At 57.9% G+C, this 25,839-nt stretch carries 22 protein-coding genes; 8 read left to right on the forward strand and 14 right to left on the reverse strand.

The window, feature by feature from the left end; all coding sequences use genetic code 11:
• Window positions 1–58 precede the first annotated feature (58 nt).
• Window positions 59–937: a LysR family transcriptional regulator gene (locus tag IE089_RS06055; RefSeq protein ID WP_189476212.1), complete on the forward strand. Its 879-nt coding sequence runs from the start codon at window positions 59–61 to the stop codon at window positions 935–937.
• Here the strand turns inward: IE089_RS06055 and IE089_RS06060 are convergent.
• On the reverse strand, window positions 934–1,419 hold the full coding sequence (locus IE089_RS06060; RefSeq protein ID WP_189476213.1) for a PaaI family thioesterase: 486 nt from the start codon (window positions 1,417–1,419) through the stop codon (window positions 934–936). The genes IE089_RS06055 and IE089_RS06060 overlap by 4 nt on opposite strands.
• Before the next feature lie 3 nt (window positions 1,420–1,422).
• Complete coding sequence (locus IE089_RS06065; protein ID WP_189476216.1) at window positions 1,423–1,881, reverse strand: flavodoxin family protein; 459 nt, start codon at window positions 1,879–1,881, stop codon at window positions 1,423–1,425.
• A 115-nt stretch (window positions 1,882–1,996) separates the two neighbouring features.
• On the opposite strand from IE089_RS06065, the gene IE089_RS06070 reads away from it, so the two are divergent.
• Window positions 1,997–3,025: an NADP-dependent oxidoreductase gene (locus tag IE089_RS06070; protein WP_189476219.1), complete on the forward strand. Its 1,029-nt coding sequence runs from the start codon at window positions 1,997–1,999 to the stop codon at window positions 3,023–3,025.
• A gap of 319 nt (window positions 3,026–3,344) precedes the next feature.
• Here the strand turns inward: IE089_RS06070 and rlmKL are convergent, their stop codons facing one another.
• Together rlmKL and IE089_RS06080 are read right to left on the reverse strand one after the other, a co-directional pair.
• A complete protein-coding gene (rlmKL, locus tag IE089_RS06075) occupies window positions 3,345–5,591 on the reverse strand; it encodes a bifunctional 23S rRNA (guanine(2069)-N(7))-methyltransferase RlmK/23S rRNA (guanine(2445)-N(2))-methyltransferase RlmL (RefSeq protein ID WP_189476222.1) in 2,247 nt (748 codons plus the stop codon).
• Window positions 5,592–5,720: 129 nt separating this feature from the next.
• Window positions 5,721–6,431 carry a helix-turn-helix domain-containing protein gene (locus IE089_RS06080; protein WP_229802602.1) on the reverse strand — a complete coding sequence of 237 codons (711 nt, stop codon included), beginning with the start codon at window positions 6,429–6,431 and terminating at the stop codon, window positions 5,721–5,723.
• Between the two features lie 91 nt (window positions 6,432–6,522).
• On the opposite strand from IE089_RS06080, the gene IE089_RS06085 reads away from it, so the two are divergent.
• Window positions 6,523–9,072: an MMPL family transporter gene (locus tag IE089_RS06085; RefSeq protein WP_189476228.1), complete on the forward strand. Its 2,550-nt coding sequence runs from the start codon at window positions 6,523–6,525 to the stop codon at window positions 9,070–9,072.
• Here the strand turns inward: IE089_RS06085 and IE089_RS06090 are convergent.
• From IE089_RS06090 to IE089_RS06105, 4 genes are all read right to left on the reverse strand, one after another.
• Window positions 9,069–10,205 (reverse strand): hypothetical protein, encoded by a 1,137-nt coding sequence (locus tag IE089_RS06090; RefSeq protein WP_189476231.1) that lies wholly within the window; start codon window positions 10,203–10,205, stop codon window positions 9,069–9,071. The genes IE089_RS06085 and IE089_RS06090 overlap by 4 nt on opposite strands.
• Window positions 10,206–10,207: 2 nt before the next feature.
• Window positions 10,208–10,921: a hypothetical protein gene (locus IE089_RS06095; protein ID WP_189476234.1), complete on the reverse strand. Its 714-nt coding sequence runs from the start codon at window positions 10,919–10,921 to the stop codon at window positions 10,208–10,210.
• A 20-nt stretch (window positions 10,922–10,941) separates the two neighbouring features.
• The gene (locus IE089_RS06100) at window positions 10,942–11,883 is read right to left on the reverse strand and encodes an MBL fold metallo-hydrolase (RefSeq protein ID WP_189476235.1); all 942 of its coding nucleotides are present in this window, start codon (window positions 11,881–11,883) and stop codon (window positions 10,942–10,944) included.
• A gap of 69 nt (window positions 11,884–11,952) precedes the next feature.
• On the reverse strand, window positions 11,953–12,711 hold the full coding sequence (locus IE089_RS06105) for a DUF2884 family protein (RefSeq protein WP_189476238.1): 759 nt from the start codon (window positions 12,709–12,711) through the stop codon (window positions 11,953–11,955).
• A 115-nt stretch (window positions 12,712–12,826) separates the two neighbouring features.
• Between IE089_RS06105 and IE089_RS06110 the strand changes: the two genes are divergently transcribed.
• A complete protein-coding gene (locus IE089_RS06110; protein ID WP_189476241.1) occupies window positions 12,827–13,738 on the forward strand; it encodes a glutathione S-transferase family protein in 912 nt (303 codons plus the stop codon).
• Here the strand turns inward: IE089_RS06110 and IE089_RS06115 are convergent.
• The 4 genes from IE089_RS06115 to IE089_RS06130 form a co-directional block, all read right to left on the reverse strand.
• Window positions 13,735–14,358 (reverse strand): hypothetical protein, encoded by a 624-nt coding sequence (locus IE089_RS06115; protein WP_189476244.1) that lies wholly within the window; start codon window positions 14,356–14,358, stop codon window positions 13,735–13,737. The genes IE089_RS06110 and IE089_RS06115 overlap by 4 nt on opposite strands.
• A gap of 46 nt (window positions 14,359–14,404) precedes the next feature.
• Window positions 14,405–15,538 carry an acyl-CoA dehydrogenase family protein gene (locus tag IE089_RS06120; protein ID WP_189476247.1) on the reverse strand — a complete coding sequence of 378 codons (1,134 nt, stop codon included), beginning with the start codon at window positions 15,536–15,538 and terminating at the stop codon, window positions 14,405–14,407.
• An 11-nt stretch (window positions 15,539–15,549) separates the two neighbouring features.
• Window positions 15,550–16,734, reverse strand: a complete 1,185-nt coding sequence (locus IE089_RS06125) for an acyl-CoA dehydrogenase family protein (protein ID WP_189476249.1) — start codon at window positions 16,732–16,734, stop codon at window positions 15,550–15,552.
• A gap of 91 nt (window positions 16,735–16,825) precedes the next feature.
• Complete coding sequence (locus tag IE089_RS06130) at window positions 16,826–17,836, reverse strand: TIGR03617 family F420-dependent LLM class oxidoreductase (protein ID WP_189476251.1); 1,011 nt, start codon at window positions 17,834–17,836, stop codon at window positions 16,826–16,828.
• A gap of 172 nt (window positions 17,837–18,008) precedes the next feature.
• Here IE089_RS06130 and IE089_RS06135 point away from each other — a divergent pair, with 172 nt between their 5' ends.
• From IE089_RS06135 to IE089_RS06145, 3 genes are all read left to right on the forward strand, one after another.
• Complete coding sequence (locus IE089_RS06135) at window positions 18,009–18,893, forward strand: LLM class flavin-dependent oxidoreductase (protein WP_229802603.1); 885 nt, start codon at window positions 18,009–18,011, stop codon at window positions 18,891–18,893.
• A gap of 230 nt (window positions 18,894–19,123) precedes the next feature.
• A complete protein-coding gene (gene ppdK / locus IE089_RS06140) occupies window positions 19,124–21,730 on the forward strand; it encodes a pyruvate, phosphate dikinase (protein ID WP_189476253.1) in 2,607 nt (868 codons plus the stop codon).
• Between the two features lie 122 nt (window positions 21,731–21,852).
• Window positions 21,853–22,185, forward strand: a complete 333-nt coding sequence (locus tag IE089_RS06145) for a cupin domain-containing protein (RefSeq protein ID WP_189476256.1) — start codon at window positions 21,853–21,855, stop codon at window positions 22,183–22,185.
• An 18-nt stretch (window positions 22,186–22,203) separates the two neighbouring features.
• Here the strand turns inward: IE089_RS06145 and IE089_RS06150 are convergent, their stop codons facing one another.
• Window positions 22,204–23,364, reverse strand: coding sequence for a DUF819 family protein (locus tag IE089_RS06150; protein ID WP_189476258.1), 1,161 nt, complete (start codon window positions 23,362–23,364; stop codon window positions 22,204–22,206).
• A gap of 123 nt (window positions 23,365–23,487) precedes the next feature.
• On the opposite strand from IE089_RS06150, the gene IE089_RS06155 reads away from it, so the two are divergent.
• Complete coding sequence (locus IE089_RS06155; RefSeq protein WP_189477399.1) at window positions 23,488–24,666, forward strand: pyridoxal-phosphate-dependent aminotransferase family protein; 1,179 nt, start codon at window positions 23,488–23,490, stop codon at window positions 24,664–24,666.
• Here the strand turns inward: IE089_RS06155 and IE089_RS06160 are convergent.
• Window positions 24,613–25,671, reverse strand: a complete 1,059-nt coding sequence (locus IE089_RS06160) for a metal-dependent hydrolase (protein WP_189476261.1) — start codon at window positions 25,669–25,671, stop codon at window positions 24,613–24,615. The two genes, IE089_RS06155 and IE089_RS06160, sit on opposite strands and share 54 nt — an antisense overlap.
• Window positions 25,672–25,839 lie beyond the last annotated feature (168 nt).

Genomic DNA, 25,839 nt, shown 5'->3' on the forward strand with positions numbered 1-25,839 from the left:
CAAATTTATTATTTTCATAGTTTCGATTCCCAATGGTTATTCAAATGCAGGCCTCGCCATGGACTTCCAACACTTACGCGCGTTCTTGAGAGTCGCAGAGAGCGGCTCCTTTTCCATCGCTGCGGACAACCTGCACTTGACGCAGCCGGCCATCAGTAAACGCATCGCACAGTTGGAAGATGATCTGGGTACCGAGTTGTTTGATCGAATCGCACGCAGCGTCTCTCTGACCGAGGCCGGCAAAGCGCTATTGCCCCACGCACAGGAAATAGAAAACCAGATCGGACTGGCGCGCCAATCGGTGCACGATCTCGCCGGAGAACCCTCTGGCGCGCTGCGCCTGGCCACTAGTCACCACATTGGCTTGCATCGGTTACCACCGGTCCTCAGTGCATTTAGTCAGGATTATTCAGGTGTGCACATCGACATTGACTTCATGGATTCTGAGCAGGCGCATGAGCTGATCATGCAGGCGAAGATCGATTTGGCGTTGGTAACACTGTCGCCAACACCGGAAAGCGGATTACGCACAGTGCCGATCTGGCAGGATAGGCTCGCGTTTATGGCCTCTCATGCTCACCCGTTGGCTTCCGAAAAGTCTCTGACGCTTGCGCAACTTGGCAAAGAGGCGGCTGTGCTACCCGGGCTGGGAACCTACACAGGGCAGATCGTCAAACAGTTGTTCGACTCTCAGCAGCTATCCCTAAACGTGTCCATGGCCACCAACTACCTGGAAACCCTGCGCATGATGAGTTCCGTGGGGCTCGGTTGGACGGTACTGCCCGCGATCATGCTCGATGACTCGCTGGTCACGCTGCCAGTGAAAGGTGTGAAAATGCAGCGCACATTGGGTGTCGTTTATCACCGCGGCCGCAGTCTCTCGCGGGCGGCAAAGGCCTTTATAGACGCACTGAAACAGGCTGGCGACGACGACTAACTACTGCCTTCCGGCTCAACACCCAGCACCCCTCCGGCATCTCGAACAGGACCTTTCCAAACACCTTTGTGATCCGGCAGATAGAAGGTGCCGTTGAACCTTGCGACAAGCCCGCCGGGGCCTTCGATCACGCCTGCGCAGAATCCAAAGCGGCGGCGCAGGCTCACGTGGTCAATAGAGCTTTGCAGCCATTCACCCCGTTTGCCCGCCGCAATAAAATCCACCGCCAGGTTTATCGTGGGGCTTCCGGCGGTTTTACCTGCCGCGGTGTTGATACCCGAGGCGGCGGAGATATCCGCCAGACACATCAAAGCTGCACCGTGGCACACACCCATCATGTTCAGGTGGGGCTCACTCACAACCAGCCCAAACTCAGGCCACTGCCCATCGACACGTCGAAATAGCGGCTGTAGATTGTCCGTAAATCCCAGTCCGGTAGGCACGGCTTCAAAGCCAGGCGGCGGCGTCATCGCTTCACTCATTATTCAAAAGATTCCCATATCAATGCCAGCAGCTAATGCGCGGCCAAGGTCAGCGGCCTGCTCCAAATGCAAACCCGTGACCTCCCCCTTGCAAATCATTGGCTCGGTCGCTGCGCTCATTGGAATACCCGACAGCATGCGGCTTGCATCGCGCACTGCGCCGCTGCCGTCATTACCCGCACTGATGAGTAGCGCGTAAGGGATCAGCAAATCGCGCGCAATCGCCGGGTAAAACACCCTGTCAAGAAAAGCCTTGGCGCCACCGCTCAGATGCCCTGCATTTTCCGCCGCCACCAGCGCCATTGCTGATGCCGATTCCAGATCCGCTATGCTCGCGTCAACGGCTCGACGCAATACGGTCTGCACATTTGCGTCTTCACGGGCACCGCGGTAAACCGCGCCCGCGAGCGAAGCGCAACTGCCACTCTGGCTGTGATACACAATAAGCAGTGTCGCCGACATACCCTCCCCCAAGGCCGGTGATTTGAACACAGCCGCCTGCGCGGGGCCAGCGCGGTTGGCGCTGAAGCACTTGGATGTTTCAATGCGCGCTGATTCTTCGCAGGACCAAAAAATAATGACAGATCAACAGAATGAACAGTGGCTGCTGAAAGCACGACCCGTGGGCATGATTGGGCCCGAGCATTTCGAGCATGTCGTCACTCCCCTGCCCGAACCTGACCTTGGCGCCGGGGAAGTCCTGGTGAAAGTGTTAATGCTGGGCTTTGACCCTGCAATGCGCGGTTGGGTAGAAGATGTACCCAGCTATTTACCCCCTGTGGCGCTGGGCGAACCTATGCGCGCTAGCGGCATTGGGCAGGTTGTAAAGTCCGAAAACCCCAACATGCCTGAAGGCGCATTGGTTCAAGGTTTAGTGAACTGGCAGCGCTACTGCATTGCCGGGGGCGACAGCGCCATGCCGCTGCAAGTGCTGCCTGAGGGCACGCCACCCGGAATGGCACTGAGCGTCTTCGGCGCTACCAGCCTCACGGCCTACTTTGGCCTGTTGGATGTGGGCAAGCCAAAACCGGGAGACACCGTACTGGTATCCGGTGCTGCAGGCGCAACAGGCTCTGCCGTGGCACAGATAGCAAGACTCAAGGGGTGCAAGGTCGTTGGCATCGCGGGGGGCGAAGAAAAATGTCAGTGGCTGCGTGAGGCCTGCAAGGTCGACGCCACCATTGACTATAAATCCGAGGATGTCGCCACGCGCATTGCCGAACTCTGCCCCGAGGGAGTGAATGTATTTTTTGATAACGTGGGCGGATCAACGCTAGAGGCAGGTCTGGCCGGTATGGCTGAGGGTGGGCGTATCGTGCTTTGCGGCGCCATCTCTGGCTATAACGACGAGAAGCCCGCACCCGGGCCGCACAATCTGATGTTGCTTGTTGTACGTCGCTTGCGCATGGAAGGCTTTGTTGTGATCGACTATCTGGATCGCGCGCCAGAAGCCATCGAAGCGTTAATGGAATGGGTCGGCGATGGGCAGTTCGCCTGGCGCGAAGATGTGCAAAGCGGCTTCGAAAACATACCAGCGACCCTGCAGCGACTCTTTAGAGGCGAAAATCAGGGTAAACAATTGCTGAAATTGGCCGACCCGGACTAGTTATCCACAGATCGACCTGTGGATAACTGTGGGGATACTCTGTTTTCTTCCCAGCGGGAAGGCTACTAATCGTTGCCCGCGTGATGCCGAAGCACGCCTAAAGCGCTAAGTCAAAAAAATATAAAATCAATGACTTAGCGTTTTTTTATAGCGTTTTGCGCGGACCGACTGTCTCAGACTCTACAAAAAAAGGGGTGAAATACGACCTGTGGATAGTAAACAGCGAGCAATGTTTGTAGTCGCTAACCCCTGAGCGCTCCAAATACCACTGGTTTCATAATACGACCTCGCCCATTAGAGCCCAAAAGCAGGCGCTGAGTCAGGAATTTTTGTGCGCTATCAGCCAACACTGATGGATTTTGGGATTGCGCGCGAAGTCCGGATCCAGGGTCTCGTGACTGATGTTTGTACAGTCGAAGGCCTCGGTCAGCTCTGGACTGAGTTTGAACCGCCGCCGATTGTTTGAGAAATACAATCGCCCCTCAGGTGAAACACGCTGCATGGCGGCCGTGACCAATGCCAACTGGTCGCGCTGCACATCAAAGCTATTCTCCATGCCGGTTGAGTTGGAAAACGACGGCGGATCCAGCAGAACAATATCGAACATGCCCTCCCCCTGCTCCAGCCATTGCAGGCAATTCGCCTTCACCAGTTGGTGCCTGCCCTCAGCCAAGCCATTTGCAGCGAGATTGTTACGCAGCCAGCTTAGATAGGTATTGGACATATCCACGCTGACGGTTCGCGAGGCACCGCCAAGCGCGGCCAGCACTGTCGCGCTACCGGTGTAGCAAAAGAGATTGAGAAACGTTTTACCCGATACTTCGGCAGCAATGCGTCTGCGCAGTGGTCTATGATCCAGAAACAGACCGGTATCCAGGTAGTCCCTGAGATTGACCAGCAGCTTCGCCGTACCTTCTCGCACGGTAATGAACTCGCCCTGCTGCGCCATTTTTTCGTACTGTGCAGCCCCTCGTTGGCGACGGCGTTGTTTGTAAGCGATGTCGCTCCCCGCCACTCCCAGCGCCTCGGGTAAGGCCGCGCGTATTTCCTCCATGCGGCGCTCTGCAGCGGACTCATCGACGCCCTTGGGCGCCTGATACTCCGCCACGTGTACCGTGCCCTCATACATATCAACCGCCACGGCGTACTCGGGCATATCTGCGTCATAGAGACGATAACAACTGATCTGCTCGCGTTTGAGCCAACTCGCCAGACGCTTGCGGTTTTTGCGAATGCGATTGGCGAACATCTGTGCGCCCTCTGACAGCGGTTCGGGCTCGCCGCCAGACTGTATCCTTTGTTGCTCTGGCATGGATTCCGACGGTGACTTGCCTGTAGGGGGCGGCTCCTCCGCACTGCCTTGTGCCAACGGTTTGTCGCTGAGCGTGTTGTTCTCTAGTTCAAACAACAGTAGGTGCGCGGGCAGCGCCCCATTGAACAACGCGTAACGCTTATGGCTGCGCAGCCCAATGGCTTTGCCGAGTTCGAGATCCGCTGTGAATACCCCTGCCTGCCATCCCTTAAACTCACGAACGAAGGTTTCGCCCAGCTGCCGATATAGATACGCCAGGCTCTTCTTCTCGCCCAGTCTCTCACCGTACGGGGGGTTACAGATGAGCAGCCCCTGAGGGAGCGGCTTGTGCGTGGGCTTCTTCAACTCAGCTAACGGCTTGCAGCTGACGCGCACAACCTTTTCCAACCCTGCTCGTGCGATATTCTCCTGCGCCACTCGAACTACACGCGGGTCTGCGTCGTAGCCGCGAATCTCCGGCAGCTTGGCTTGCTTGCCCCGATCCGCGCGGGATCTCGCATCACTCACAAGCGCTCGCCACTGATCCGGGTTATGACCGGACCAATGCTCAAAGCCAAAGCGCCTGCGTGCCAGCCCCGGCGCGATGTCTGCTGCCATCATTGCTCCTTCCAGCAGTAAGGTCGCCGACCCACACATGGGATCTATCAGGGCACCGCCGCGGGATGCCATTCCAGGCCAGTCAGCGCGCAATAACAGGGCCGCCGCGAGATTTTCCTTCATCGGTGCCTTGCCTGCCGACGATCGATAGCCGCGCTGATGCAGACTGCCGCCCGACATATCCAACGCCAGACTGACGCGGTCCCTTGCCAGACGCAGACTGAACCGGATTTGCGCATCCCGCGCGGCAACGCGCGGACGTTGCCCCCCGTTCTCACGGAACCAATCCATGATCGCATCTTTGCTTTTCTGAACACCGAAGCGCGTATTGCGAATGGCGTGATTAGTACCTGAGAAATCAAGCGCAAAATGCGAGGTGTGCTGAAACAGCGAGCCCCAGGCGACAGCTTTCACACCCTCGTACAGATCATGGGCGGACTCGACCGGGAACTCAGCCAGCGGCAACAGCACACGATTGGCAAGACGAGTCCAAAGACAGGCGCGGTAGGCGACCACCAGTGGTCCTTCAAAGGCGACCCCCGCCATCGTCTCGCGCACCTGTTGGGCACCGAAGGTCTGCAGCTCACTTGCCAGCAGGTTCTCTAATCCCCGCGGGCAGGCGGCGTACCAGTCCCTCGTTTGCGTGCTAGAACTCATTCCCTGTCGCTCTCCCGGTGCCGTCTCAGCACATATCCCGGCGCGAAGCGCACTGGGTGAACCGTAATCCGGCAAAAATCAGGCGCGCATCATGCCCGCTAGAGGCACGCTTGGCCACCGCCAACACAGCTATGGGGTTTTCTTGGGTACAGATGTACGACGCTTCCTGGCTGCCTTCTTCTTGGCCGGTGCTTTTCGCTTAGCGGCCGGTTTGCGCTTGGCGTTGGCTGCCGCATTAGCCTGCTTTTCCCGCGTCATCACACCCGTCACCAGGTCAGTGGAGCTGCGCATGTAGTCAATAAAACGATCATACTCATCGTCGGACAGCTCACGCAGAAAGTCGTGCTGACGGTACAGATTGACGAAACGCCGCTCGCGCTCATAGTGCTTGGGCAAAGCCATCACGCCCCACTGCTCCAGAGTCTGTTCCAGTTGGGGATTATAGGTGCGCATGAATTTCAGCAGGAACGGAATGGGGTCGTGCCTGGCAAGTAATGACGCCGCCCTTAGCATGACTTCAAGTGGCAGTATGGAGTCGCCACTCTCCACATCCTCTAGCACGCTCTGGTCGGCCATACCCAGCGAGTCGGCAAGCTCACGGATCGATAGGCCAGCTGTTTCACGGGCGTCGCGCAGAAAATGCCCTGCCTCGGCCATGGCCTCGAGACGCTCTGGCGACATGCTCGTTACCAGTGCGTTACGCAGCCACGTCTCGCCAAACATTGCCGTCATAGTGGCGGTATTCCGGGCAAGGTCCAGTGTCCCCCCTGCCACCTGCCCACTGAGGCGCATCAACGCATTCAGTAGAGAGTCGTGTTCTTGGGTAGCGTCGCTGCTCATGGGTCTAGCATAGCTCACTTGCCCTGCCCCCGCTGACTGCATCACTGCACCGAGTTCTGTTATTGTCTGCGCCCATGAGAATCACCGCCCTATGACGACAATCATCAGCGCCGCAATTACCACCTGGGTTCTCTGGGTGCAGCGCCATGCACGGATGGTACTGGCCACACTGGTGATAGCCAGCGTGGCTGCGGCCGTCGCAGGCACACAACTTTTCAGTCTCAATTCCGATGTGGGAAAACTGATTAAGCCCAGCGACGATACGCGCTGGTATGCCCAGAACGAGGCCCACAAGGCAGCCTTCCCGCAGTTCGAAAACACCGCAGTCATCGTTATTACCGGGCCCGGTTCTGCCGTTAGCCGCGCCAGTGAAGACCTTCTTGCTCGCCTGCGCGCCTCCGACTGGTATCACACTATTGCCGCGCCCGGGTCTGAATCCTTCTTTGAAGAGCACGGCCTCTACTACCTTTCGTTAGACGAGGTAAGCGCGCTGGCAAGCGATGTGCAGGGTCTGATCGACCTGGTCGGGCAGCTTCCCTCTACAGATCTGGCGGGTTACCTCTCGCTGCTAACACAGCTGATACAGGCGCAACAGTTCGGCATCGACACTGCTGATGCGGTGGCATTGCTAAGCGACAAACTCAACCAGGCCCTGCTTAACACCAGTGGGCCAGTCGCCTGGTTTCCCGACGCCGACAACACTGCTGATGAGCAACTACGAGATCAGCTGATCATTGTTCAGGGCAGGCAGGAGTTTGGCGCCGATGCACCTGCCGAAGCGGTCATTAAGGCCACCCGAGAGTTCATGGCGGCGACAGGGCAACAATACCCCGAGGCGACCCTGCGCCTAACCGGCGAACTTGCAATGGCGGACGAGGAGATTCGCACCGCACTCAGTGGCATTCAGTTTGCCGGTCTCATGTCTGTTGTTCTGCTGGCCCTGATACTCTCGATAGGCGTTCGCTCCTGGTCGATTGTGCTGGTAGTGTTTACGCTTCTGGCCTGCGGCGTGTCGATGACAACCCTCTTTGCGAGTCTGGCTGTCGGTAGTTTCAACACGCTGTCACTGGTGTTTCTGGTGATGTTCTTCGGTCTCGGCGTCGACTTCGCACTGCACTATGCGCTGCGTATCGAGGAATCACTGGCCAGAGCTGATGAGCAGACAGACCCCCTGCGAGCAGCCACAGATGATATTGGCAGCGCCCTGCTGCTGTGCACCCTGACCTCAGGCCTTGCCTTTCTCGCCTTCTTTCCCACGGAGTACCGCGGTTTGGCGGAGCTCGGAGTGATTTCCGCCGGCGGCATGGTCATCGCGTTTTTCCTCACCGTAACACTGATTCCCGCCTGGTTCTCGGTAGTCGGCATGCCCTCGCCCTGGCGAGCCGGCGACCGAAAAAAACAGCATTTCGGGCTAGACCAGTTGCAGCCCAATACCGTTCTCATAGGCACGGTTTTCGTGGCAGGCATAGCCGCGTGGTTTGCCAAGGATGCGCGCTTTGATTACAGCGTTCTGGCGATCCGCGACAAAAACTCTGAGGCCATCACGACATTGCTTGAGCTGCAGGAAAAGGCCTTGGCCACCGATTACAGCATTGCCGTTCTGGTGCCGCCCGAATCGCTGGACGAACTGGTGCCACAGCTGCTGGCACTGCCCTCAGTGGAGCGATTAACCCGCCCCTTGGATATTCTGCCCAAAGATCAGACCGCAAAAGCCGAAGCGCTGTCTGACATCACCGGACTTGATGCGCTGCCGAATGAGGTTGCACCGTTTGAAGCGACCACCACAGCAGAAGCGCTGGAAGCGCTGCTCGCACTGTCAGAGCAGCCAATATCCGACGAGGCCATCACACTACTTGCTGAATTGGACGGTATGGCCTTAGAGCGATTGCAAGGTCGACTGCTACCGCCGCTGTTTGAGTCTTTACAGACAATGAAACCGCGGCTTGAGGCTCAGCCCTTCGACGTAGAAGCATTGCCTGAGAGCGTGAAGAGTCGGCTGATTGCACCGGATGGTCGCTATCGTCTGGAGGCCATCGCCGGAGAGCCACTTAACGATCTGGCCGCCATGGACAGGTTTGTCGGGGAAGTCGAAGCCATCGCACCGAATATCGCTGGAAGAACCGTGGTTGAGCGCGGGGTCGGGCAATCAGTGGTGCGCTCCTTCAACATGGCAGTGACTCTAGCGCTCACCGGTATCGTGGTGATTCTGCTGCTGTACTTTCGCGAGCCGCTCACTCCAGTTTTGGTGCTAATCCCGCTTGGCTTGGCCACCCTTTTTACCTTCGCCATCATCGAGCTCACGGGACTGACGCTTAATATGGCAAACATTTTGGTGATTCCGCTGATTTTCGGTCTGGGCGTGGATACCGGAATTCACGTGGTGCACCGTTACCATAGCGCACAGAGCGTCACCGACGTATTGCAAAGCAGCACGCCACGCGCGGTGACACTGAGCGGACTCACCACCATTGGCACGTTTTTCTCACTGTCGTTCAGTCCCCACAAAGGTGCGGCCTCGATCGGCCTGATTTTGTCCATCGCCATCAGCTTACTGATGGTCGTGACCTTTGTGGTTCTGCCCGCGCTTCTGGCCCGCTTTGAGCCATTGCGACGCAAGCGAGAAAACGCGAAGCCCCCCTAGGGCGCTGCCGGTGGCAACCCGCTTTCGAGTGCAAAAATCTGACGCAGTATGTCGCGCCACTCATCGTACTGCGTATCCAGCGTGCCATTGAGTCTCACAACTCGGTCACCTGCCGCCAGCACCGTTGGCGCGACCTCGTTGTTGAAGCCCCCCGCCAGTTCCAGCAGGTCCTGCTGCTGGATTTTCACCGAGCGGAAGGCACTGTAGGTCTGCATCATCTGGGCATAGGTGCCTCGTCGACCGTGGCTTTCGCGGGACGATGCGCGCACCTGATACTCCCGCTTGTACACGGCCTGCTCGCGCTCATACTGCCGCCACAGGTGGTATACCGGCCCCATGGTGTTGTACAAATCGACGTACTGCTCATCTACCGTATCAATGAACAAGAACTCCTGATTCTGAATACGCTGAACACGAGCAAGCATGGGATCACCCTCGGCCGGCAGTCGCTGCAGCGAGTACTGGCCTTGGGCATCCTGCGCCAGGTAACCCGAGAAGGCCTCGGGTGACAGCGTCTCGGCGTAACGCAACTCGGTCACGCGGGGCAGTGCATTCACAGTACCTGCTGGCATAGCGCGACCCGCCAGGGCCAGGTCGTTAGCGACGGCGTTGTAAAGATCGATGAACGGATCGTCATCGCCATTGACGGGGAAATCGCTCTCGGTGCTCGCATCACGGTACCGCTTCTCAAGCCAGGTTCGACCGCTGGCATCCGTGGCCAACACATCCAGCACAAGATCCTCTCCATCAGAGTGAACGATGGTCGCCGTCACTGACACAGACGAACTGGAAGATGCATGCGGCACGACACGCACTGCACCCCAGCGATTGCTCTCGGTTAGCACATCGCGCAGCACGACAGATTGGTAGCGCGCCTCGGCGCGGCGAATATCCGGGAAGACATTCAGGCGTCGATGCGTTGACTCGTCCTCGGGTATGCCGGGATCAAACACCACCACAGCAACATCCAAGGGCACGGCCGGCACCGGTGAAGCGAAATTCAGTGACACCTTGCCAACCGGTGTTGGCCAATCCTCGGGAATCACCTCCGCAACGTCAGCCTGGGGCTGACTTTGACTTCCGGTACAGGCTGCCAGAAGGGTTATCAACCCACACGCAATCAGAGTTCGCATCCCTACTCTCCCGGTGGTCGCGTCGTACACACGCGGCCCCGGGACAAGGTCTGCTCGCAGTGGTACCCAGAGGTGGCAGGGTCGTATCGGTTGTAGACCCGTCGCAGGGTAAAGGGCTGGGAGACCCGGTCTGACACCACCGTGGTGTCGATGCCCAGCCGCTCGCCCGAGGGAGCGAGGGACATCACATGCTGAATCGATAGGCCCTCCGGAAGGTAAATTCGAAACACCATTTGCTGACCTGTCCAGCCGCACAATTCCTTGCCCAGCGGGTTCTCTACAGCTTCGGCCTCACCGCGAAAGAATTCGCAGGTCAGGGCAAAGTTGCCCTCGCGCTTCACGTTGATGTCGTTTCGAGACTGGGCAATATCCAACAATTGTGCCTCAGTAATCGCGTCAGCCATTTGTGCCAGTCCCACAATGGTAGGCCCGGAATTAGTGCCTCCGCCCCCGCCCACGGTAACCGCTGTTCCGCGACGCTCACCGCCGTTCTGGGAACGGCGCTCTTGCTGACGTCGTAACTCGCGCAACAGCGCATTAAGCTGGTTCTGGATGTTGTCGCTCTGCCCGTAGTCCAACTCCCAGTTTCCGCTGAAGTCCACCTGTTGGGTATTGCTTGCCTCCAATACCGCCGCTGGCGGTGCGCTGGTACAGGCTGACAACAGACCGCCCAAAAAGACGGTCAGTCCAATACACTGCCATTTGCTGATCACCATAGACCGGTTCTTACCCCTCGTTATGCCGCCCGGCGCTTAAGCCATACGGTCAGGCCCTGCGCGTTCAGACCCATGTCAGCCAACAATTGTTCCTCACAGGAGGCCAAATCCTGGCCAGGCAGCCTGTCACGCAGCCGATCTAGTGTGTACCTCATGAGTACAGTAGCCAGTCCAGAGGTGTCATTTTCATGTTCTGCAGCAATGCTTGCGTAATCGCTGACCTGTTGCGACAAGGCAGCGTGTGTTGCGGGTGACCAGGGGATGGCACTGTAGTGCGTTAGGTACATAAAATCCGGAGACGTGTCGGCCAGCACATCCAAAGAGCCTTGAAAAGCGGCAGGATCAAACTGCGTCGGGCTGGTTGATGGCACGACGAAGGGCCCATCGAGTAGACGCAGTGCCCCGTAACACACACCAAACATATCACCCGTGAACCAGCCACGCGTCTGCGCATCCCATACGCACAGGTGATGGTTGGCGTGACCCGGCGTGTGTCGCGCCACGAGTTCGCGTTCACCAATGATGATGGTCTGCCCATCAGCTAAGGCCGTGGCACGCGATTCTGGAACCGGCAGTATCTCTCCGTAGAGAGACTGAAACAGCGCTTCGCCATACACCGACTTCGCACTGGCGATCAGACGCTCGGGGTGACACAAGTGCTTCAGGGCCTGGGGATGGGCCAGGAGCTCGGCTTCTGGAAACGCTCGCATCATCACACCGGCCCCGCCAGCGTGGTCCAGGTGGGCGTGCGTGGGAATCACGTACTTAATTTGCTCGGGCTGAATGCCGCGCGCGCTCATCGCCGCCCGGGCGGCGGCTAGCGTATGGGAGGTGCCGGTTTCGATCAGTGCATACTCGTCGCCAGAACGCACCAAGTACACGCAGGCAAGGCCCGAGTCGACGTACTGCGCGTCAATACAGGCGATGTCGCCCGGAAGCTGCTGCACGGCATGCGAAGTCATGTGAATTACCGCAGGAAGTGATACCTCATGCTGGCACGACTGCAGGTAGCGAGCAAGTCGCTGCGCATATCAGCGCTGTGATATGCCCACGCCCCTGAACGCCGGTATGGCTGCCTGCATCTCTGATTCCAGAGCTGCCACACGGCGCATGCTGTTGCAGGCTTCTTCGCCGAAATCGGCAACCACCTCGGAGGACTGCTCTATCTCCTCGCCCAGCGTCTCCATGCGCTCACCGAAAGCCTCCATACGTTCAATAAACGAGCCTTCACCCGATGTCATGGCGCGGCCCAATTCGCCCATCAGTTCACCCATGGCCTCACCCACCAACGCATCAATCTCGTCACCGAGTTCATCACCGAGTTCGCCATCGTTGTCAGACAAGACATAAACACCGGGCTCCGGCTTGGCCCGGGCTTCAAATTTGAGCCTCGCCTGCTCGATCACCTCATTCATCTTGGTACCGGATTGACTGCCTTCCCCGAAGGCCTCGTCAAAGGCAACCTGCACAGAACCCCCGGCCAATTCCAATGCCCTCGAAACCAGTTCAATGACCTGCGGGACCAGCGCCGAGACCTCACCGGCGTAAGCGCGCGCCAGTTCTCGCTGTTCAGTTTCCAATGCAACAGCCTCGCCGCGAACCTGCAGATCGCCCGCCTGATTGATGGTGAACAGCGGTGCCTCGCCCTCTGTGACCTCGACGATTTCGCTGCTAACGCGCACGTTGTGACTAATATCGATATCGCATTGGGACTCATCCGCTGCAGCAAATGCAGAGGGCGTCAGCGCTAGAAGGCCTGCAAATACAGTGGATTTCAGTCTAAACCGCATGGTGGATTCCTCATCAATATGCTCTAGGTGTTATGCTCGACTATAACACTATATCTCTAGTCCGCAACCGCAGCATTCGGGGTACACTCATCGCAAACGCAGCGGAGTCACTTGCATGCTTATACTGCACCACTACCCAATGTCGCCCTTCTCCGAAAAGTTGCGACTGATGCTGGGCTATGCCAACGTTCCGTGGCGCTCCCTACTGACTACCGAAAGCCCGCCGCGCCCCGATCTCCAGCCGCTGGTGGGCGGCTATCGACGTATTCCGGTTGCTCAGGATGGCGCGGATTTGTTTTGCGACAGCCGCCTGATTGCGGCGGAGATCGCCACCGGCGCAAAATTGCCGGCACTTAACCCCTTCCTGGCGGATCCAGATGCGCAGGCCATCAGCAACCGCTATGAAGGTGACATCTTCATGGCTGCGATCACCTCCATCCCGCCGTCACGCATTTTGCGCAAGCTGTTTAAAGAACTCTCTTTTTCGCACGCACTTCGTTTCCTCAAAGACCGTGCAAGCATGGCGGGTAGCGCCAAAACGCCGCCACTTAAACATGCCAAGGCCCTGCCGCTATTCATGGACCACCTTGCAATGCTGGACGAACTGCTCCTCTCGGGTGATGCTTTTCTCACCGGTGATGAGGCCAGTCACCTGGACTTTGCTGCATACCACACCCTCTGGTTTCGCACTGTCGTGGGTGGTCAGGATATGCCCACCAGCATGCCCGCACTGCTGCAGTGGTATCAGCGTATGACCGCCTTTGGCCACGGTGATACCAGCCCAACCACAACAACCCACAGCTTCGCCGCCGCCAGCGAGCACCAACCCCGTGAAATACCGGCAGCAATGACGCAAGGCTCGCGTATCGGCACGAATGTGTCTGTTGCGCCTGACGACTACGGATTGGATGAAACCACCGGAATACTCGTGGGCATCGATGAACAGCGCTGCATTGTGGCCAGGGAAACCACTGATTTCGGGACTCTGCATGTACACTTCCCGCGCATGGGGTTCACCATCGACTAAGGGCTGCTTCGCTGTAACACCAAGCGAGAGCCATTGCGCTCAATGAAGTCCGCGTCTGGCTGATCTGCGAATCGTACTAGCTTTCTTGTTAGCAGCGCGTCGCCCTCGCGCTGCCACTCATGCCTGATCTCCGCGGGGCGCCCATCATCTTCGCCCTGCTCATGAAAAGCTATCAGCCACTGATTGACATCCGATTGCGTGACATCGGTTAGCTGAGAGCTAAAAAATTCACCATTGCGCTCGCGGAAGTAACTCTCCTTGAGGACGGTCTGATCTTCGCTCACCGTTAGCAGCTGTTGGGCGTAAACCAAGTTGCCAGGATCCGTATACGTGATCGCACGGGTCAGCGTTGCGCCGTCTGCAGTAGCGGTCGCTGTGACGCGCATTGGAATGGCAAAACGCTGCCCGCTTTGGTAGTCGAGGTAATACAACTCTCCCTCCCAGTCACCCTGCGTTTCCAGCAACAGTGTTAAAGGATCCGGGCGATAGTGCGTGAGAGAAGCTGCCGGCGTGGCAGTCTCCGTGTGCTTTGATTGCGCGGTGCCGGGAACTGCGTTGAACAGTAATGCCAGTGCCGTCGCCGCAAGAACTGAATATATTGCCCGCACCCTGTGTTTCATCGTTATGATCCACGTCGCGATTAGAGTGCGAACAGCTTACATCAGCTCATGCAAAAAGCCCCTCGCCTGCGGCCAGCCGTTGCCCCAGTGCGGCGAGATGCACACTGCTGCCGCCCAACGCCATTTCGTTGTGGCGCAACCATAGACAGTAACGCCACAGGGGATAGTCCCTATCAATGCCTGTGCCTCCATGCACATGCTGGGTGGCGTAACTCACTCTGTGACCGCAGTCGCCCGCCCAGATCTTGGCGATGTCCAACTCCGTGCTCGCATCGACGCCGGCGCCCAGCAGAGACACCGCCTGATACGTTGTCAGGCGCAGACATTCAATATCGATGTAGCAGTCAGCCATGCGGTGGCCAACGGCCTGAAACGTAGCCACAGGAACACCGAACTGTTCACGCTCCGAGGTATAGCTCGCGGCCGTGCGCATCGCATAATCTGCTGCGCCCAGTTGATGCGCGCACAAGGCCGCAGTGGTTCGCTCTACCAACCAATGCATAACAGCCTCGCCGCCCTCGCGCATCACAATGTTTGCGGCAGGCACCAGCACATTATCCAGTGTTACATCGGCATGCGGCTCAAAGGTTGTGTACTCCACTGGGCTCATGGATACGCCTGCTGCGCCCGTTTCCAGCAGCACCACGCACACGGATTCGTCGAGCTGCGCCGCTACCAGTATGGCGCCCGCTTCCTGTGCATAGGGCACGGCAGACTTTATCCCGGACAACCGCACACCTTCGACGTGTTCAGCCGCTACCACGGCAGTCGGTTGGGCAGCGTTGTCATTGCCGGTTTCGCTCAGTGCCGCCGTCAGCAGTAAACTACCTGCTGCAGCAGCCGGCAAAACACGTTCCTTGAGCGCCTCTGGCGCGAATTGCTGCAGCGGCATCATGGCAGAGACGCAATGGTGCACCAGCGGTACAGGCGCAATAGTTCTACCGGCCTCTTCCAGCACTAGCGCCAGCTCAATAAAGCCAAAGCCCATGCCGCCGTAACTCTCGTCGAGCGCCACGTTTGTCAGACCCGCATCCAATAGCTGTCGCCAAAGCTCCTCGTCAAAACGCGCGGCCGCGTACTCGTCATATGCCGCCAGCTTCTCCGGCGTCACCTGCTCGCTCAGTATCTGACGCGCTAGCGCTTGAACTTCGCGCTGCTCTTCACTGAATCCAAAATCCATTCTGCTTCTCCCTAGCGCGCAGCCCGGGGCATCCACAGCCCCGCCGCGGAAATGATGTCCCGCTGAATTTCATTCGTACCACCGCCAAAGGTAATGATCGAACTGGTCCGGTAAAGTCGTTCTATCTTGCGACCCAATGCATCCCCATGTTCATCATCACGGCGCAACGCTGATTGACCGAGAATCTCACCCAACAGCCGATACACCTCAATAAACGCCTCGGAGCCAAAGACCTTGGCTGCTGAGGCGTCCGCCATGTCCAGCGTTTGCTCAGTCATCGCCCACGACTGCTTGTAAACGATGAGCTTCATGCATTCGATGTCGGCGCGGCAGCGCGCCAGGTTCTGTTGTACCCAGGGCTGGTCTATCACATAGCCACCCTTGGGCAAGGCAGTCGTACGCGCCCACTTCACCACCTCATTGAACAGCAACGAGGATGGCCCGAAGTTGATAAGACTGAGCCGTTCACGATTAAGCTGGCTTGTCACCAGTTTCCAGCCACTGTTGAGCTCACCGACACGATAATCGTCACTGACTCGGATATTGTCGTAGAAGGTAGCATTGGTACGGACACCACCGAGGGTCGTTACCGGCGTGCAGCTCCAGCCTGGGTCGGAGTTAGGCACCAAAAACATTGTGATGCCCTTATGTTTTTTGGGTGCATCCGGGTCTGTTCGACAGGCAAGCCAGGTGTAGTCGCAAAAATGGGCCAGTGAGGTCCACATCTTTTGACCATTAATCACCCAATCGTCACCATCGCGTACCGCGCTGGTTTTTAGGCTGGCCAGGTCAGTACCGGCACCGGGCTCGGAATAACCAATGGAAATCAGCATTTCCCCGGCGAGGATCTTGGGCACGAATTCTCGCTTGATAAATTCATTGCCGTGCTCGGCCAGAATGGGCCCAACGCTCTCAGTCGTGAGGAAGGGAAAGGGATAACCTGCCCGCATCACTTCCTCAACAAAGATGAACTGCTCAAGCGGCGACATGCCCCGGCCACCCCAGGCCTCTGGCCAGCCCACGCCGATCCATCCATCTTTACCCATCTGCCGCAACGCCTCACGCCATAAGGGACCTCCGCCCTCCCCCATGTCCCGCTCGCACTCCTCGCGCAACTCGGGCGTCATCATTGCTGCGAAGTAGGCTCGCAACTCGTCCCTGAGTGCCAACTGCTCGGCGTTAAACTGGATATCCATCTTGTCCACCTCTGGTTATAGCTGGCTTATCGTAGCGCCAAGCCACTGCAGCAAAGCCCGCACACCGGGCCATTTTTGTTGACGAATCTGTTCAGTCGTCTTTGAGTTCACTCACAATGGATTGCCACATGGCATCCGGCGCAGCATAAGGCGCGTAGATCGCCAGGCGGTCAGCGTGCTGCCCGTAGCGCTCTTTCAAGAGGCCAGCGATTTCTTCAGGTTTACCGCTCGTGCAGAACGCATCAACAAAATCATCATCAATAAAATCAGCGAGCTCATCCCAGCGCCCTTCCTTGGATAGTTGGTTCAGCTCGGGTTGGATATCTCCGTAACCCACAGCTTCCATGGGGGGACGATAAGCCGGCGTAGACGCATAAAAGCCCAACAATTGCTTCACGCTGTCCTTTGCCGCTGCTCGCGTAGCTTCGCTGTCTCCGGTAATGACTATCGCGTTCACCTGCAGGATGAAGTCGCTGCGATCACGGCTCGCCTTTTCCAGCCCTCTGTGGACGGCTGGCAGCGCTTGCTCCTCGATAAACGCGCGGCTGTTGAAGGGATGAACGATCAGGCCATCGGCAACCTCACCTGCCACCTCGGTCATCTTGGGCCCCAGGGCGCCGAGCATGATAGGCGGCGGGCCAAAGTCGTTAGGCCCCGGGTTGAACATGGGCGTCATTAAGGTGTGCGTATAAAAGCGACCCTCGTAATGGAGGCGCGTACCGTTTTGCCAGCAGTCGAAAATGGCTTTTACGGCCAGGATATAGTCCCGCATGCGCGATGCGGGCGGGCTGAAATCCGTGCCGAAACGCTTCTCGATATGCGCTTTTACCTGAGAACCTATCCCCAGTAGAAACTTGCCCTGGCTGAATCGCTGCAGGTCCCAGGCCTGATAGGCAAGGTGCAGCGGGTTGCGGGGAAACGCCACTGCGATGCCCGTTGCAATGCCCATGTCAGGCGCATGCTCCGAAACCAGTGTCAGCGGCAGGAAGGGATCCCAGCTGCCCTCCAGCGTATAGATGCCATCGTAGCCAATAGCAGCAAGGCGTTTCGCCTCCTCGGCGGCTTCTCCCAGCTGTGCATAGAACGGCCCATCGATCTTCATAACGCTCTCCTTTCGAGTCGCCCACGTTAACGGCACAGCCGCCTTGGCAACAATCGTAGGGGGGCACACATCAAGACCCTGTGCGAGTTTCATCTGGGTGGTTCACGATTCTAGACACGCTTGCCGATGCAGGGGGTTAAGCTTTGCTTTCTCATTACGATGGACGCCAAGAATGAAAATAGGAATCTGCCTGCCGTACATGAAAGCCGGCCTTACCCGGGGCGATTATCTGGCGTGGTTCAAACGCGTCGACGAAGGCCCGTTTCACGCCATCTCCTGCGGTGAGCGTATCCACGGCCCCACCTATGACATGCGCGTCGTGCTTTCGGCCGCCGCCATGGCGACAACTACCCTGGAGATTACGCCCACGCTTTACGTGCTCCCCATGCACAGCGCCACTCGCGTCGCCAAGGAAGTTGCCACGCTGGATGTGCTCTCCGGTGGCCGCGTCAATCAAATCGTGGTGGGCTACGGCGGGCGGGAAAAAGACTATGAGGCAGTAGGTGCTGCGTTTACGGGTCGTTATGGCCGCATGGACAGGCAAGTGGCGCAGATGAAGGCGATCTGGCGCGGCGAAGAAGTAATCGAGGGCGCGGGCGAAATCGGCCCCGTGCCGACGCGGGCCGGTGGCCCGAAGTTGTTGAGCGGAGCTATGGGCCCCAAAAGCATCGCCCGCTGCGCCCAATGGGCAGACGGTCTCTACGCCTGGTCAGGCAATGGCGAACAGCACGAACTGGAGAACACCTTTGCGATGATGGACAAAAGCTGGGCAGAAGCCGGGCGTGACATCGCGCCCTACCGCATGGGCGGTTTCTGGTACACGCTGGCGGACGAGGGGCAACGCAAGTTGTACGACTATGTCTATGAGTACCTTGCCATTGCCGGCCCGGAAATCGCCACAATGATGGCCGAATCGGTTCACCGCAGCACGCCGGATGCGGTTGCCCGGGCGCTGGACAACGCAGAGGCCGCCGGCTGCGAGGAAATATTCATGGTACCGGCCACCGCGGAGCTCAGTGAACTGGACCGTCTCATCACCCTGCTTGAGTCGCGCTAGGCCGGCACAGCTCTAACCTTTGTTCGCGTAGCCACCGATAGGTGGCTACGTTCTGTGGCCTAGGCCACCCTTTTTCACCCTGAGCGCTCTCTTCTCCTACCAACCAACGGATAAAAGTCATTAGATCGAATGCGCTGCCCGGATTAATAGCCGCATTCCCCCCTCCCTGACTTTGCTCTCAGCGGCTATACTCGCCGCCTCACCAGAAAGGCCGAATAACGGGATACTCCATGGCAAAGCGCGTTTACCTGTTCAGCGAAGGTAGCAAGGACGACAGAGAGTTGTTGGGCGGCAAAGGTGCCAACCTCTGCGAAATGACCAACCTGGGCTTACCAGTTCCCTTCGGTTTTATCATCACGACGCCCACCTGCCGCGAATTCTTCGAAGGCGGTAACCAGTTGCCCAACTTGTTGGAACAGGAGTATCGGGTCGCCCTGGATCTGGTGGAAAAGGAAATGGGTGCGCGCTTCGGCGACCCTGATAATCCACTACTGTTCTCAGTGCGCTCCGGCGCGCCGGTCTCAATGCCGGGCATGATGAACACCATTCTGAACCTTGGCCTCAACGACGAGATCGCAGCGGGCCTGGCGCGTAAAACGGGCAATCCCCGCTTTGCCTATGATTCCTACCGCCGCTTCATCCAGATGTTCGCCGACGTGGTGCTGGGCGTAGAGGGCGAGAAATTCGAGCACGAGATCAGTCGCTATAAAGCCGAGCATGGCAAAACCCTAGACACCGATATGTCCGCCGAGGACTGGCAGGCCATCATCGCGGTGTTCAAGCAAATCACTGATTTCCCACAGGACCCTTTTGAACAGTTGCGACTCGCAGTGGAGGCTGTATTCCTCTCCTGGTACACACCGCGCGCCAATGTCTACCGTGAAATGAACAACATTCCAGAGACCCTGGGCACCGCGGTCAATGTACAGGCCATGGTGTTTGGCAACTTTGGCGAAGACTCGGGTTCTGGCGTGGCATTCACTCGCAATCCGTCCACCGGCGAGAAAACTTTCTTCGGTGAGTTCCTGTTTAACGCTGCCGGCGAAGATGTGGTTGCGGGCATTCGGACACCGCAACCGATCGACGCGCTTAACAGCGGCCTCCCCGAGGTTTACGACGAGCTTTACAAAACCCAAGCCTTGCTGGAAAAGCACTACCGCGACATGCAGGATATCGAGTTCACCGTGCAGGAAGGTCGTTTCTACATGCTGCAGACTCGCAGCGGTAAACGTACCGGCCGCGCTTCAATCAAGATCGCCGTGGATATGGTTGGCGAAGGTCTCATCAGTGAGAAAGAGGCATTGATGCGCGTCTCGCCGGAACACGTGGAAGCGTTTCTGCACCCGATGGTAGATCCCAGCGCCAAGCAAGACATTGTAACCATCGGCTTACCGGCCAGCCCCGGCGGCGCCACCGGCGCAGTGGTGTTCTCCGCTGACGAGGCGGTAGAGGTTAACCGCGATGGCACTGCCGTTGTGCTGGTGCGGCGGGAAACAACACCTGAAGACATTCACGGCATGAAAGTTGCTGAGGGCATCTTGACCGAACTGGGCGGCATGACATCACACGCTGCGGTTGTCGCCCGCGGCATGGGCGTTTGCGCAATCACAGGTGCTGGTGGCCTCACCATAGATTACGAAGCAGGCACAGCGACCACAGAGGACGGCGTGGTAATTAGCCGAGGAGATATCATTACGCTGGACGGCACCGCCGGCGAGGTGATGCTGGGCGATATCCCGAAGACTGAAGCCAGCTCCTCGGAAGACTTCCAGGTGCTCCTATCGTGGGCCGACAAACACCGCAAGCTCAAGGTAAGGGCCAACGCAGAGACAGCGGAAGATGCGGCCAAAGCGCGTGAGCTCGGGGCCGAAGGCATAGGGCTGTGCCGCACCGAACACATGTTTTTCGAGAGTGAACGCATCCCCTTGATGCGCGCCATGATCCTCGCCGAAGACAAACGCGAGCGCAAAAAATATCTGAAGGAACTGCAGGCATACCAACATGCGGACATGCTGGAGCTGTTCAAAGTCATGAAAGGGCTTCCGGTCACCGTGCGCCTACTGGACCCTCCCCTGCACGAATTCCTGCCGCACACCCGAGATGACATGGAGGCACTGGCCACGCGGCTGGGTAAGAGCGTAGAGACCATCGCCGAAGCCACAGAGAATCTGAACGAAGTAAACCCCATGCTGGGCTTCCGCGGCTGTCGACTGTCAGTGGTCTATCCGGAAATCACGAAAATGCAGGTGAAAGCCATTATTGGCGCCGCCGCAGAAGCGGCGGAACTGGGCTATAAACCCTTCCCGGAAATCATGATTCCGCTGGTGGTGAACGTGCGTGAAATTCGTCTCATCACCGACATCATCGACCGTGGCATCTACAAAGTACTGAAACAAAAATCCATCTCCCTGCCCTACAGAATCGGCACCATGATGGAAACGCCGCGCGCTTGCCTGGGTGCTGACCGCCTTGCACCCGAGGTGGAGTTTATGAGCTTTGGCACTAACGACCTCACACAAATGACCTACGGCTTCAGCCGCGATGATGCAGGCCGCTTCATCCCGCAGTACCTCGACAAAAAGTTGATTGAAAATGATCCCTTCGTGTCACTGGATCAGCGCGCCGTAGGTAAGCTAATGGCCATGGCTGTGGCTGATTCCAAAGCGCGCAAGAAAGGCATCAAGTACGGAATCTGTGGTGAACACGGCGGCGACCCCCGCTCCGTGCGTTTTTGCCATGAATTGGGCCTGGATTATGTGTCTTGCAGTCCCTACCGTGTCCCCGTTGCTCGCATCGCCGCCGCACAGGCCAATGTACGGGCCGACCTGGACGACTAGCTATACCCGGCTTGATCCAAATCACGTCTATCGCAAATCTGGCCTGAGTCAGGCCAGTTTGCGCTTGTTCACAACTCCCCCTTGGTAATACTTTCCCTTTAATCACTGGAAGCGGTACACCCATGTCGGACAGTAACTGGAAAGTCTTTGTCGTTGACGCCCTGCGTTCCCAACTGGACGGTGCACCGGTGGAATATCAGGAGTTCCTTAAGGTCCTTGCCCTCAGCTGTGGCATCTACCATTTGGCTGCCGGCAGTACTGACATGCAATCACCCCACGATGAGGACGAGGTGTACCACGTGCTCAGTGGTCGCGCTCGTATGCGCTTGGGCGACGAGGAGCGGGATGTCACCCCGGGCACCTTGCTCTACGTGGGTGCCACCACCGACCATTCGTTCTTTGAGATCGAAGAAGACATGACCCTGTTGGTATTCTTCACCGGCACCGCGGGCTAAGCCGACACGTCGGCGACCCTAAAGAATCGCGCCCCAGAAGTTGTAAACCACTGTGCCCAGGAAGGTACCCAGGGCATAGCCCAGCACACCAACCAGTACACCCGGTGTCACCAGATTTCGCCAGCCCTTGGTGGCAGCCAGCGCAGGCGCGGTGGTTGCCCCCAGCACCGCTGCATTCGACGCGGTAATCAACTCCGGCAGGCTGAGACCCAGTAGCGACCCCAGACCGAAGGTGACCAGCGCATGCACCGTCAGCAGGATGAACACCAGCGCAACCAGCAGGGGTGCCACTTCCAGCATAGCAATGACGTCCGCCCCCGCCGCAATGGCCGCAAAGAACACGAATGACAGGGCCACGCCCAATTCGAAGCTGCCGGCCAGCCGCGATGCCAGCTTTGGTGCAGCAGTGGCGAAGCCCAGCGCAAATACCGTGATCAATACGTAGCGCCAGGCATAGAGGTCGAAGGCTGACACCAGTGCATCACTGACTGCAACAATGCCCATGGCCGTAGCCAGCGCGAGGCAGAGGGACATGGCTGAAATCTCAGGGCCCGTCTCGTCGACCACTGTCTCAGTATCGTCATGCGATACAAATCGCCGTGACAACCAGAGCCACCCAGGCATCAACGCCAGCATACCCAGATACACAGCCGAAAAAAGGTTGTCCGCCGCCGTGGCTGCCGAGAAGAACGAAGCATCCTCGCGCAACCTTGTCAGATCCCCCAGCGCCGCGTAGTTGACCGAACCGCCAATGTAGGTGGACGTAAACAGGCCCGCGATAGCGGCTTCACGCTGCTCTGGCGCTATCGGTGCGGCCGCGCCCAGTGCACTCAGGTCTAATAACAGTGCTGCTACTGTGACGCCCACCACCGTTCCCAGGGCGGCCAGCAGAAATGCAGCAGTTGTTCGGGTGGCCTCCATAACAATTTTGCGCAGATCCGCCTTGAACAGGAACAGGGGTATCAGCACCGGCACGACATAACTGAAGACAAACCCGTAGGCCGGCGCATCGTGAGGGATGATGCCCAGGTTAGCCGCCAATATTGCGCCCAGAATCGCAATGACAGCGCCCGTGAGGTTCGACCCTATGCGGGTGCGCTCCAGCAGGAAAGCCGCTCCGGCAATGACGAACAGGCTGGCCATAACAGCCATGTGGTTATCGGGCGCAAGCAGCGACATAAGGTCTCCAAACCATCGATTTTGTATCAGGGGAACTAATCCGGACTATAAGTGAGGCTCGCTTATGCTGCCAGCCCAAACCTGATACTGTTCGCGTCCTTTATCGCGCAGGACCTTACCACCATGACCAACAGCTTCTTTCCGCCGATTCGTACCCTGATGGGCCCCGGCCCCTCCGATGTATCGCCTCGCGTTCTGGGCGCATTGGGCCGGCCCACGATCGGGCACCTGGATCCCCTGTTTGTCACCTTGATGGATGAAATCAAGGGCTTGCTGCAATACGTTTTCCAAACGGAAAACGCCCTGACGCTGCCGGTGTCTGCACCCGGTTCTGCGGGCATGGAAGCCTGTTTTGTCAACCTTGTCAGTCCCGGCGACACCGTCATTGTCTGCCAAAATGGCGTCTTCGGCGGGCGCATGAAGGAAAACGTGGAGCGTTGCGCCGCGACCGCGATCATGGTTCAGGATGAATGGGGTCAGCCTGTGGATCCGGAAAAAGTCCGCGAGGCTTTCAAGAGTAACCCCAAGGCGTCACTGCTGGCCTTTGTCCACGCCGAGACATCCACCGGCACGCGCAGCGATGCCGAAACCCTGTGTGCAATCGCCCGTGAAAACGGGGCACTGTCCATTGTGGATACGGTGACGTCTCTTGGTGGCATAGAGCTCAAGGTGGATGACTGGGGTGCGGATGCGGTGTATTCTGGCTCTCAAAAATGCCTATCGTGCGTACCGGGTATCTCGCCGGTGACCTTCAGCCCGCGCGCCGTGGAGCGCATCCAGAACCGCACTCACAAGGTACAGAGTTGGTTCCTGGATATGCAGCTAGTCATGGGCTATTGGGGCGGCGACAGCAAGCGGGCTTACCACCACACCGCACCGGTTAATGACCTCTACGCCCTGCATGAATCACTTGTCATGCTGCAAGAAGAAGGCTTGGAGTCCGCTTTTCAGCGTCACCGTCGCAACCATGAGGCTCTGGTCGCTGGTTTGGAAGCCATGGGTCTGGCCATGGCCGTGTCGCCTGAATGGCGCTTGCCACAGCTTAACAGCGTGCTGATTCCCGAGGGCATTGATGACGCCAGCGTGCGCAGCTCACTGCTCAATGATTTCAATCTCGAAATTGGCGCAGGCTTGGGGGCGCTCGCCGGCAGAACCTGGCGCATCGGCCTGATGGGTTATGCAAGCAACACTGCCAATGTCATCGCCTGCCTCAGCGCGCTGGAAGCAGTGCTCGCCGGCCAGGGCTACTCATTGCCCACCGGTGCTGGCATCGACGCGGCCAGACAACAGTTGGCCGCCTGAGTCAGCCTCTCCTCGCAACATTGCCAGTAGCTGCTGAGTACGTTCGCTACTGGCATCGCGATGCGTCCGATAGGCCACATGCCTATCACGCGGCGCAGCAGCGTCGATCTCTATACTCCACAGGCCCTGCACCTCATTGGGGATCATGGAGTATCGGATGTCGGTAATACGGTTGGGAAAACCGGGGTCTGGTGCAAGGTAATCGTTACTGAACCAACGGAAGCGCTCTATGTCTTTTGCCTGCTGTGAACCCGAGTCCAGAGCCGGAAAGTCCCTGGCCACATCGAGTTTATTCACTACCGCACCGGGATATACCCGAACATCCATGCCGACCCGCACCGCGTCGACATAGAACTGATCTTCCAATTCATACACGACCTTCCACACCAGGATATTGGCGAAGCTGGGTTTGGCGTCCAGCCGCTCCGGCACATGGCCGCGCTGGGTGGCTACTGAATAGCCTGCCTCTATGGCCCTGTCTCTCTGCACCAGGCCCAGCAGCAAATAGCTGAGCACCCATACCAGCGCGATACGCGCTGGCCATACACTACGGCTCATGAACGCTGTCATGACTAGCACCAGCAAGGGTACGGTCACCAGCGGATCAATCACGGACACGGTGTTCCAGGCGTAGCGCACATGGTTGAAAGGCCACAACAGCAAGGTGCCATAAGTGGTGCATGCATCCAGTAATGCATGCGTGGCATAGCCGGCAGTGCAAAACAGGTAACTGCGTTTAAAGTCAAAACCAAAGCGCCGCCCGATCAGTCCGTGCAGCACCAGTGCGCAAAGCAAGCCACCGAGGGGAATAAACACCAGCGCATGGGTGAAGTGACGATGAAACTCGAGAAACAGCAAGGGATCGGAGGGTGAACGAATCAGCACGTCCAAGTCTGGCGCCATACCGCCCAATAACCCAAGAATACAGGCACCGCGCAATGCGCGTTTATCGGCGAAAGACTGTGGCAATGCGGCGCCCAACGCGCCCTGTGTGACTGGGTCCATACTCTACGACGTCGATGCGCCACTCTTGCTTTAGCGTTAATACGCAGCCAACCGTGACCGCGACCAGACTTTACTGCAATAAGTTTCGGGCAGCATCTGTACTTTTGGGCGTCGCGCAGCAATAGTAGTGATCACTCTCTTCTACAGTGAACGCAACGCCTTTGCTGT

The sequence above is a fragment of the Parahalioglobus pacificus genome (assembly GCF_014652275.1).
Classification (GTDB): domain Bacteria; phylum Pseudomonadota; class Gammaproteobacteria; order Pseudomonadales; family Halieaceae; genus Parahalioglobus; species Parahalioglobus pacificus.

Bases quoted from the DNA above. Each gene is read 5' to 3' on its own strand.
- IE089_RS06055 (WP_189476212.1), top strand. From the start codon at position 59: ATGGACTTCCAACACTTACGCGCGTTCTTGAGAGTCGCAGAGAGCGGC.
- IE089_RS06060 (WP_189476213.1), bottom strand. From the start codon at position 1,419: ATGAGTGAAGCGATGACGCCGCCGCCTGGCTTTGAAGCCGTGCCTACC.
- IE089_RS06065 (WP_189476216.1), bottom strand. From the start codon at position 1,881: ATGTCGGCGACACTGCTTATTGTGTATCACAGCCAGAGTGGCAGTTGC.
- IE089_RS06070 (WP_189476219.1), top strand. From the start codon at position 1,997: ATGACAGATCAACAGAATGAACAGTGGCTGCTGAAAGCACGACCCGTG.
- rlmKL (WP_189476222.1), bottom strand. From the start codon at position 5,591: ATGAGTTCTAGCACGCAAACGAGGGACTGGTACGCCGCCTGCCCGCGG.
- IE089_RS06080 (WP_229802602.1), bottom strand. From the start codon at position 6,431: ATGAGCAGCGACGCTACCCAAGAACACGACTCTCTACTGAATGCGTTG.
- IE089_RS06085 (WP_189476228.1), top strand. From the start codon at position 6,523: ATGACGACAATCATCAGCGCCGCAATTACCACCTGGGTTCTCTGGGTG.
- IE089_RS06090 (WP_189476231.1), bottom strand. From the start codon at position 10,205: ATGCGAACTCTGATTGCGTGTGGGTTGATAACCCTTCTGGCAGCCTGT.
- IE089_RS06095 (WP_189476234.1), bottom strand. From the start codon at position 10,921: ATGGTGATCAGCAAATGGCAGTGTATTGGACTGACCGTCTTTTTGGGC.
- IE089_RS06100 (WP_189476235.1), bottom strand. From the start codon at position 11,883: ATGACTTCGCATGCCGTGCAGCAGCTTCCGGGCGACATCGCCTGTATT.
- IE089_RS06105 (WP_189476238.1), bottom strand. From the start codon at position 12,711: ATGCGGTTTAGACTGAAATCCACTGTATTTGCAGGCCTTCTAGCGCTG.
- IE089_RS06110 (WP_189476241.1), top strand. From the start codon at position 12,827: ATGCTTATACTGCACCACTACCCAATGTCGCCCTTCTCCGAAAAGTTG.
- IE089_RS06115 (WP_189476244.1), bottom strand. From the start codon at position 14,358: ATGAAACACAGGGTGCGGGCAATATATTCAGTTCTTGCGGCGACGGCA.
- IE089_RS06120 (WP_189476247.1), bottom strand. From the start codon at position 15,538: ATGGATTTTGGATTCAGTGAAGAGCAGCGCGAAGTTCAAGCGCTAGCG.
- IE089_RS06125 (WP_189476249.1), bottom strand. From the start codon at position 16,734: ATGGATATCCAGTTTAACGCCGAGCAGTTGGCACTCAGGGACGAGTTG.
- IE089_RS06130 (WP_189476251.1), bottom strand. From the start codon at position 17,836: ATGAAGATCGATGGGCCGTTCTATGCACAGCTGGGAGAAGCCGCCGAG.
- IE089_RS06135 (WP_229802603.1), top strand. From the start codon at position 18,009: ATGAAAATAGGAATCTGCCTGCCGTACATGAAAGCCGGCCTTACCCGG.
- ppdK (WP_189476253.1), top strand. From the start codon at position 19,124: ATGGCAAAGCGCGTTTACCTGTTCAGCGAAGGTAGCAAGGACGACAGA.
- IE089_RS06145 (WP_189476256.1), top strand. From the start codon at position 21,853: ATGTCGGACAGTAACTGGAAAGTCTTTGTCGTTGACGCCCTGCGTTCC.
- IE089_RS06150 (WP_189476258.1), bottom strand. From the start codon at position 23,364: ATGTCGCTGCTTGCGCCCGATAACCACATGGCTGTTATGGCCAGCCTG.
- IE089_RS06155 (WP_189477399.1), top strand. From the start codon at position 23,488: ATGACCAACAGCTTCTTTCCGCCGATTCGTACCCTGATGGGCCCCGGC.
- IE089_RS06160 (WP_189476261.1), bottom strand. From the start codon at position 25,671: ATGGACCCAGTCACACAGGGCGCGTTGGGCGCCGCATTGCCACAGTCT.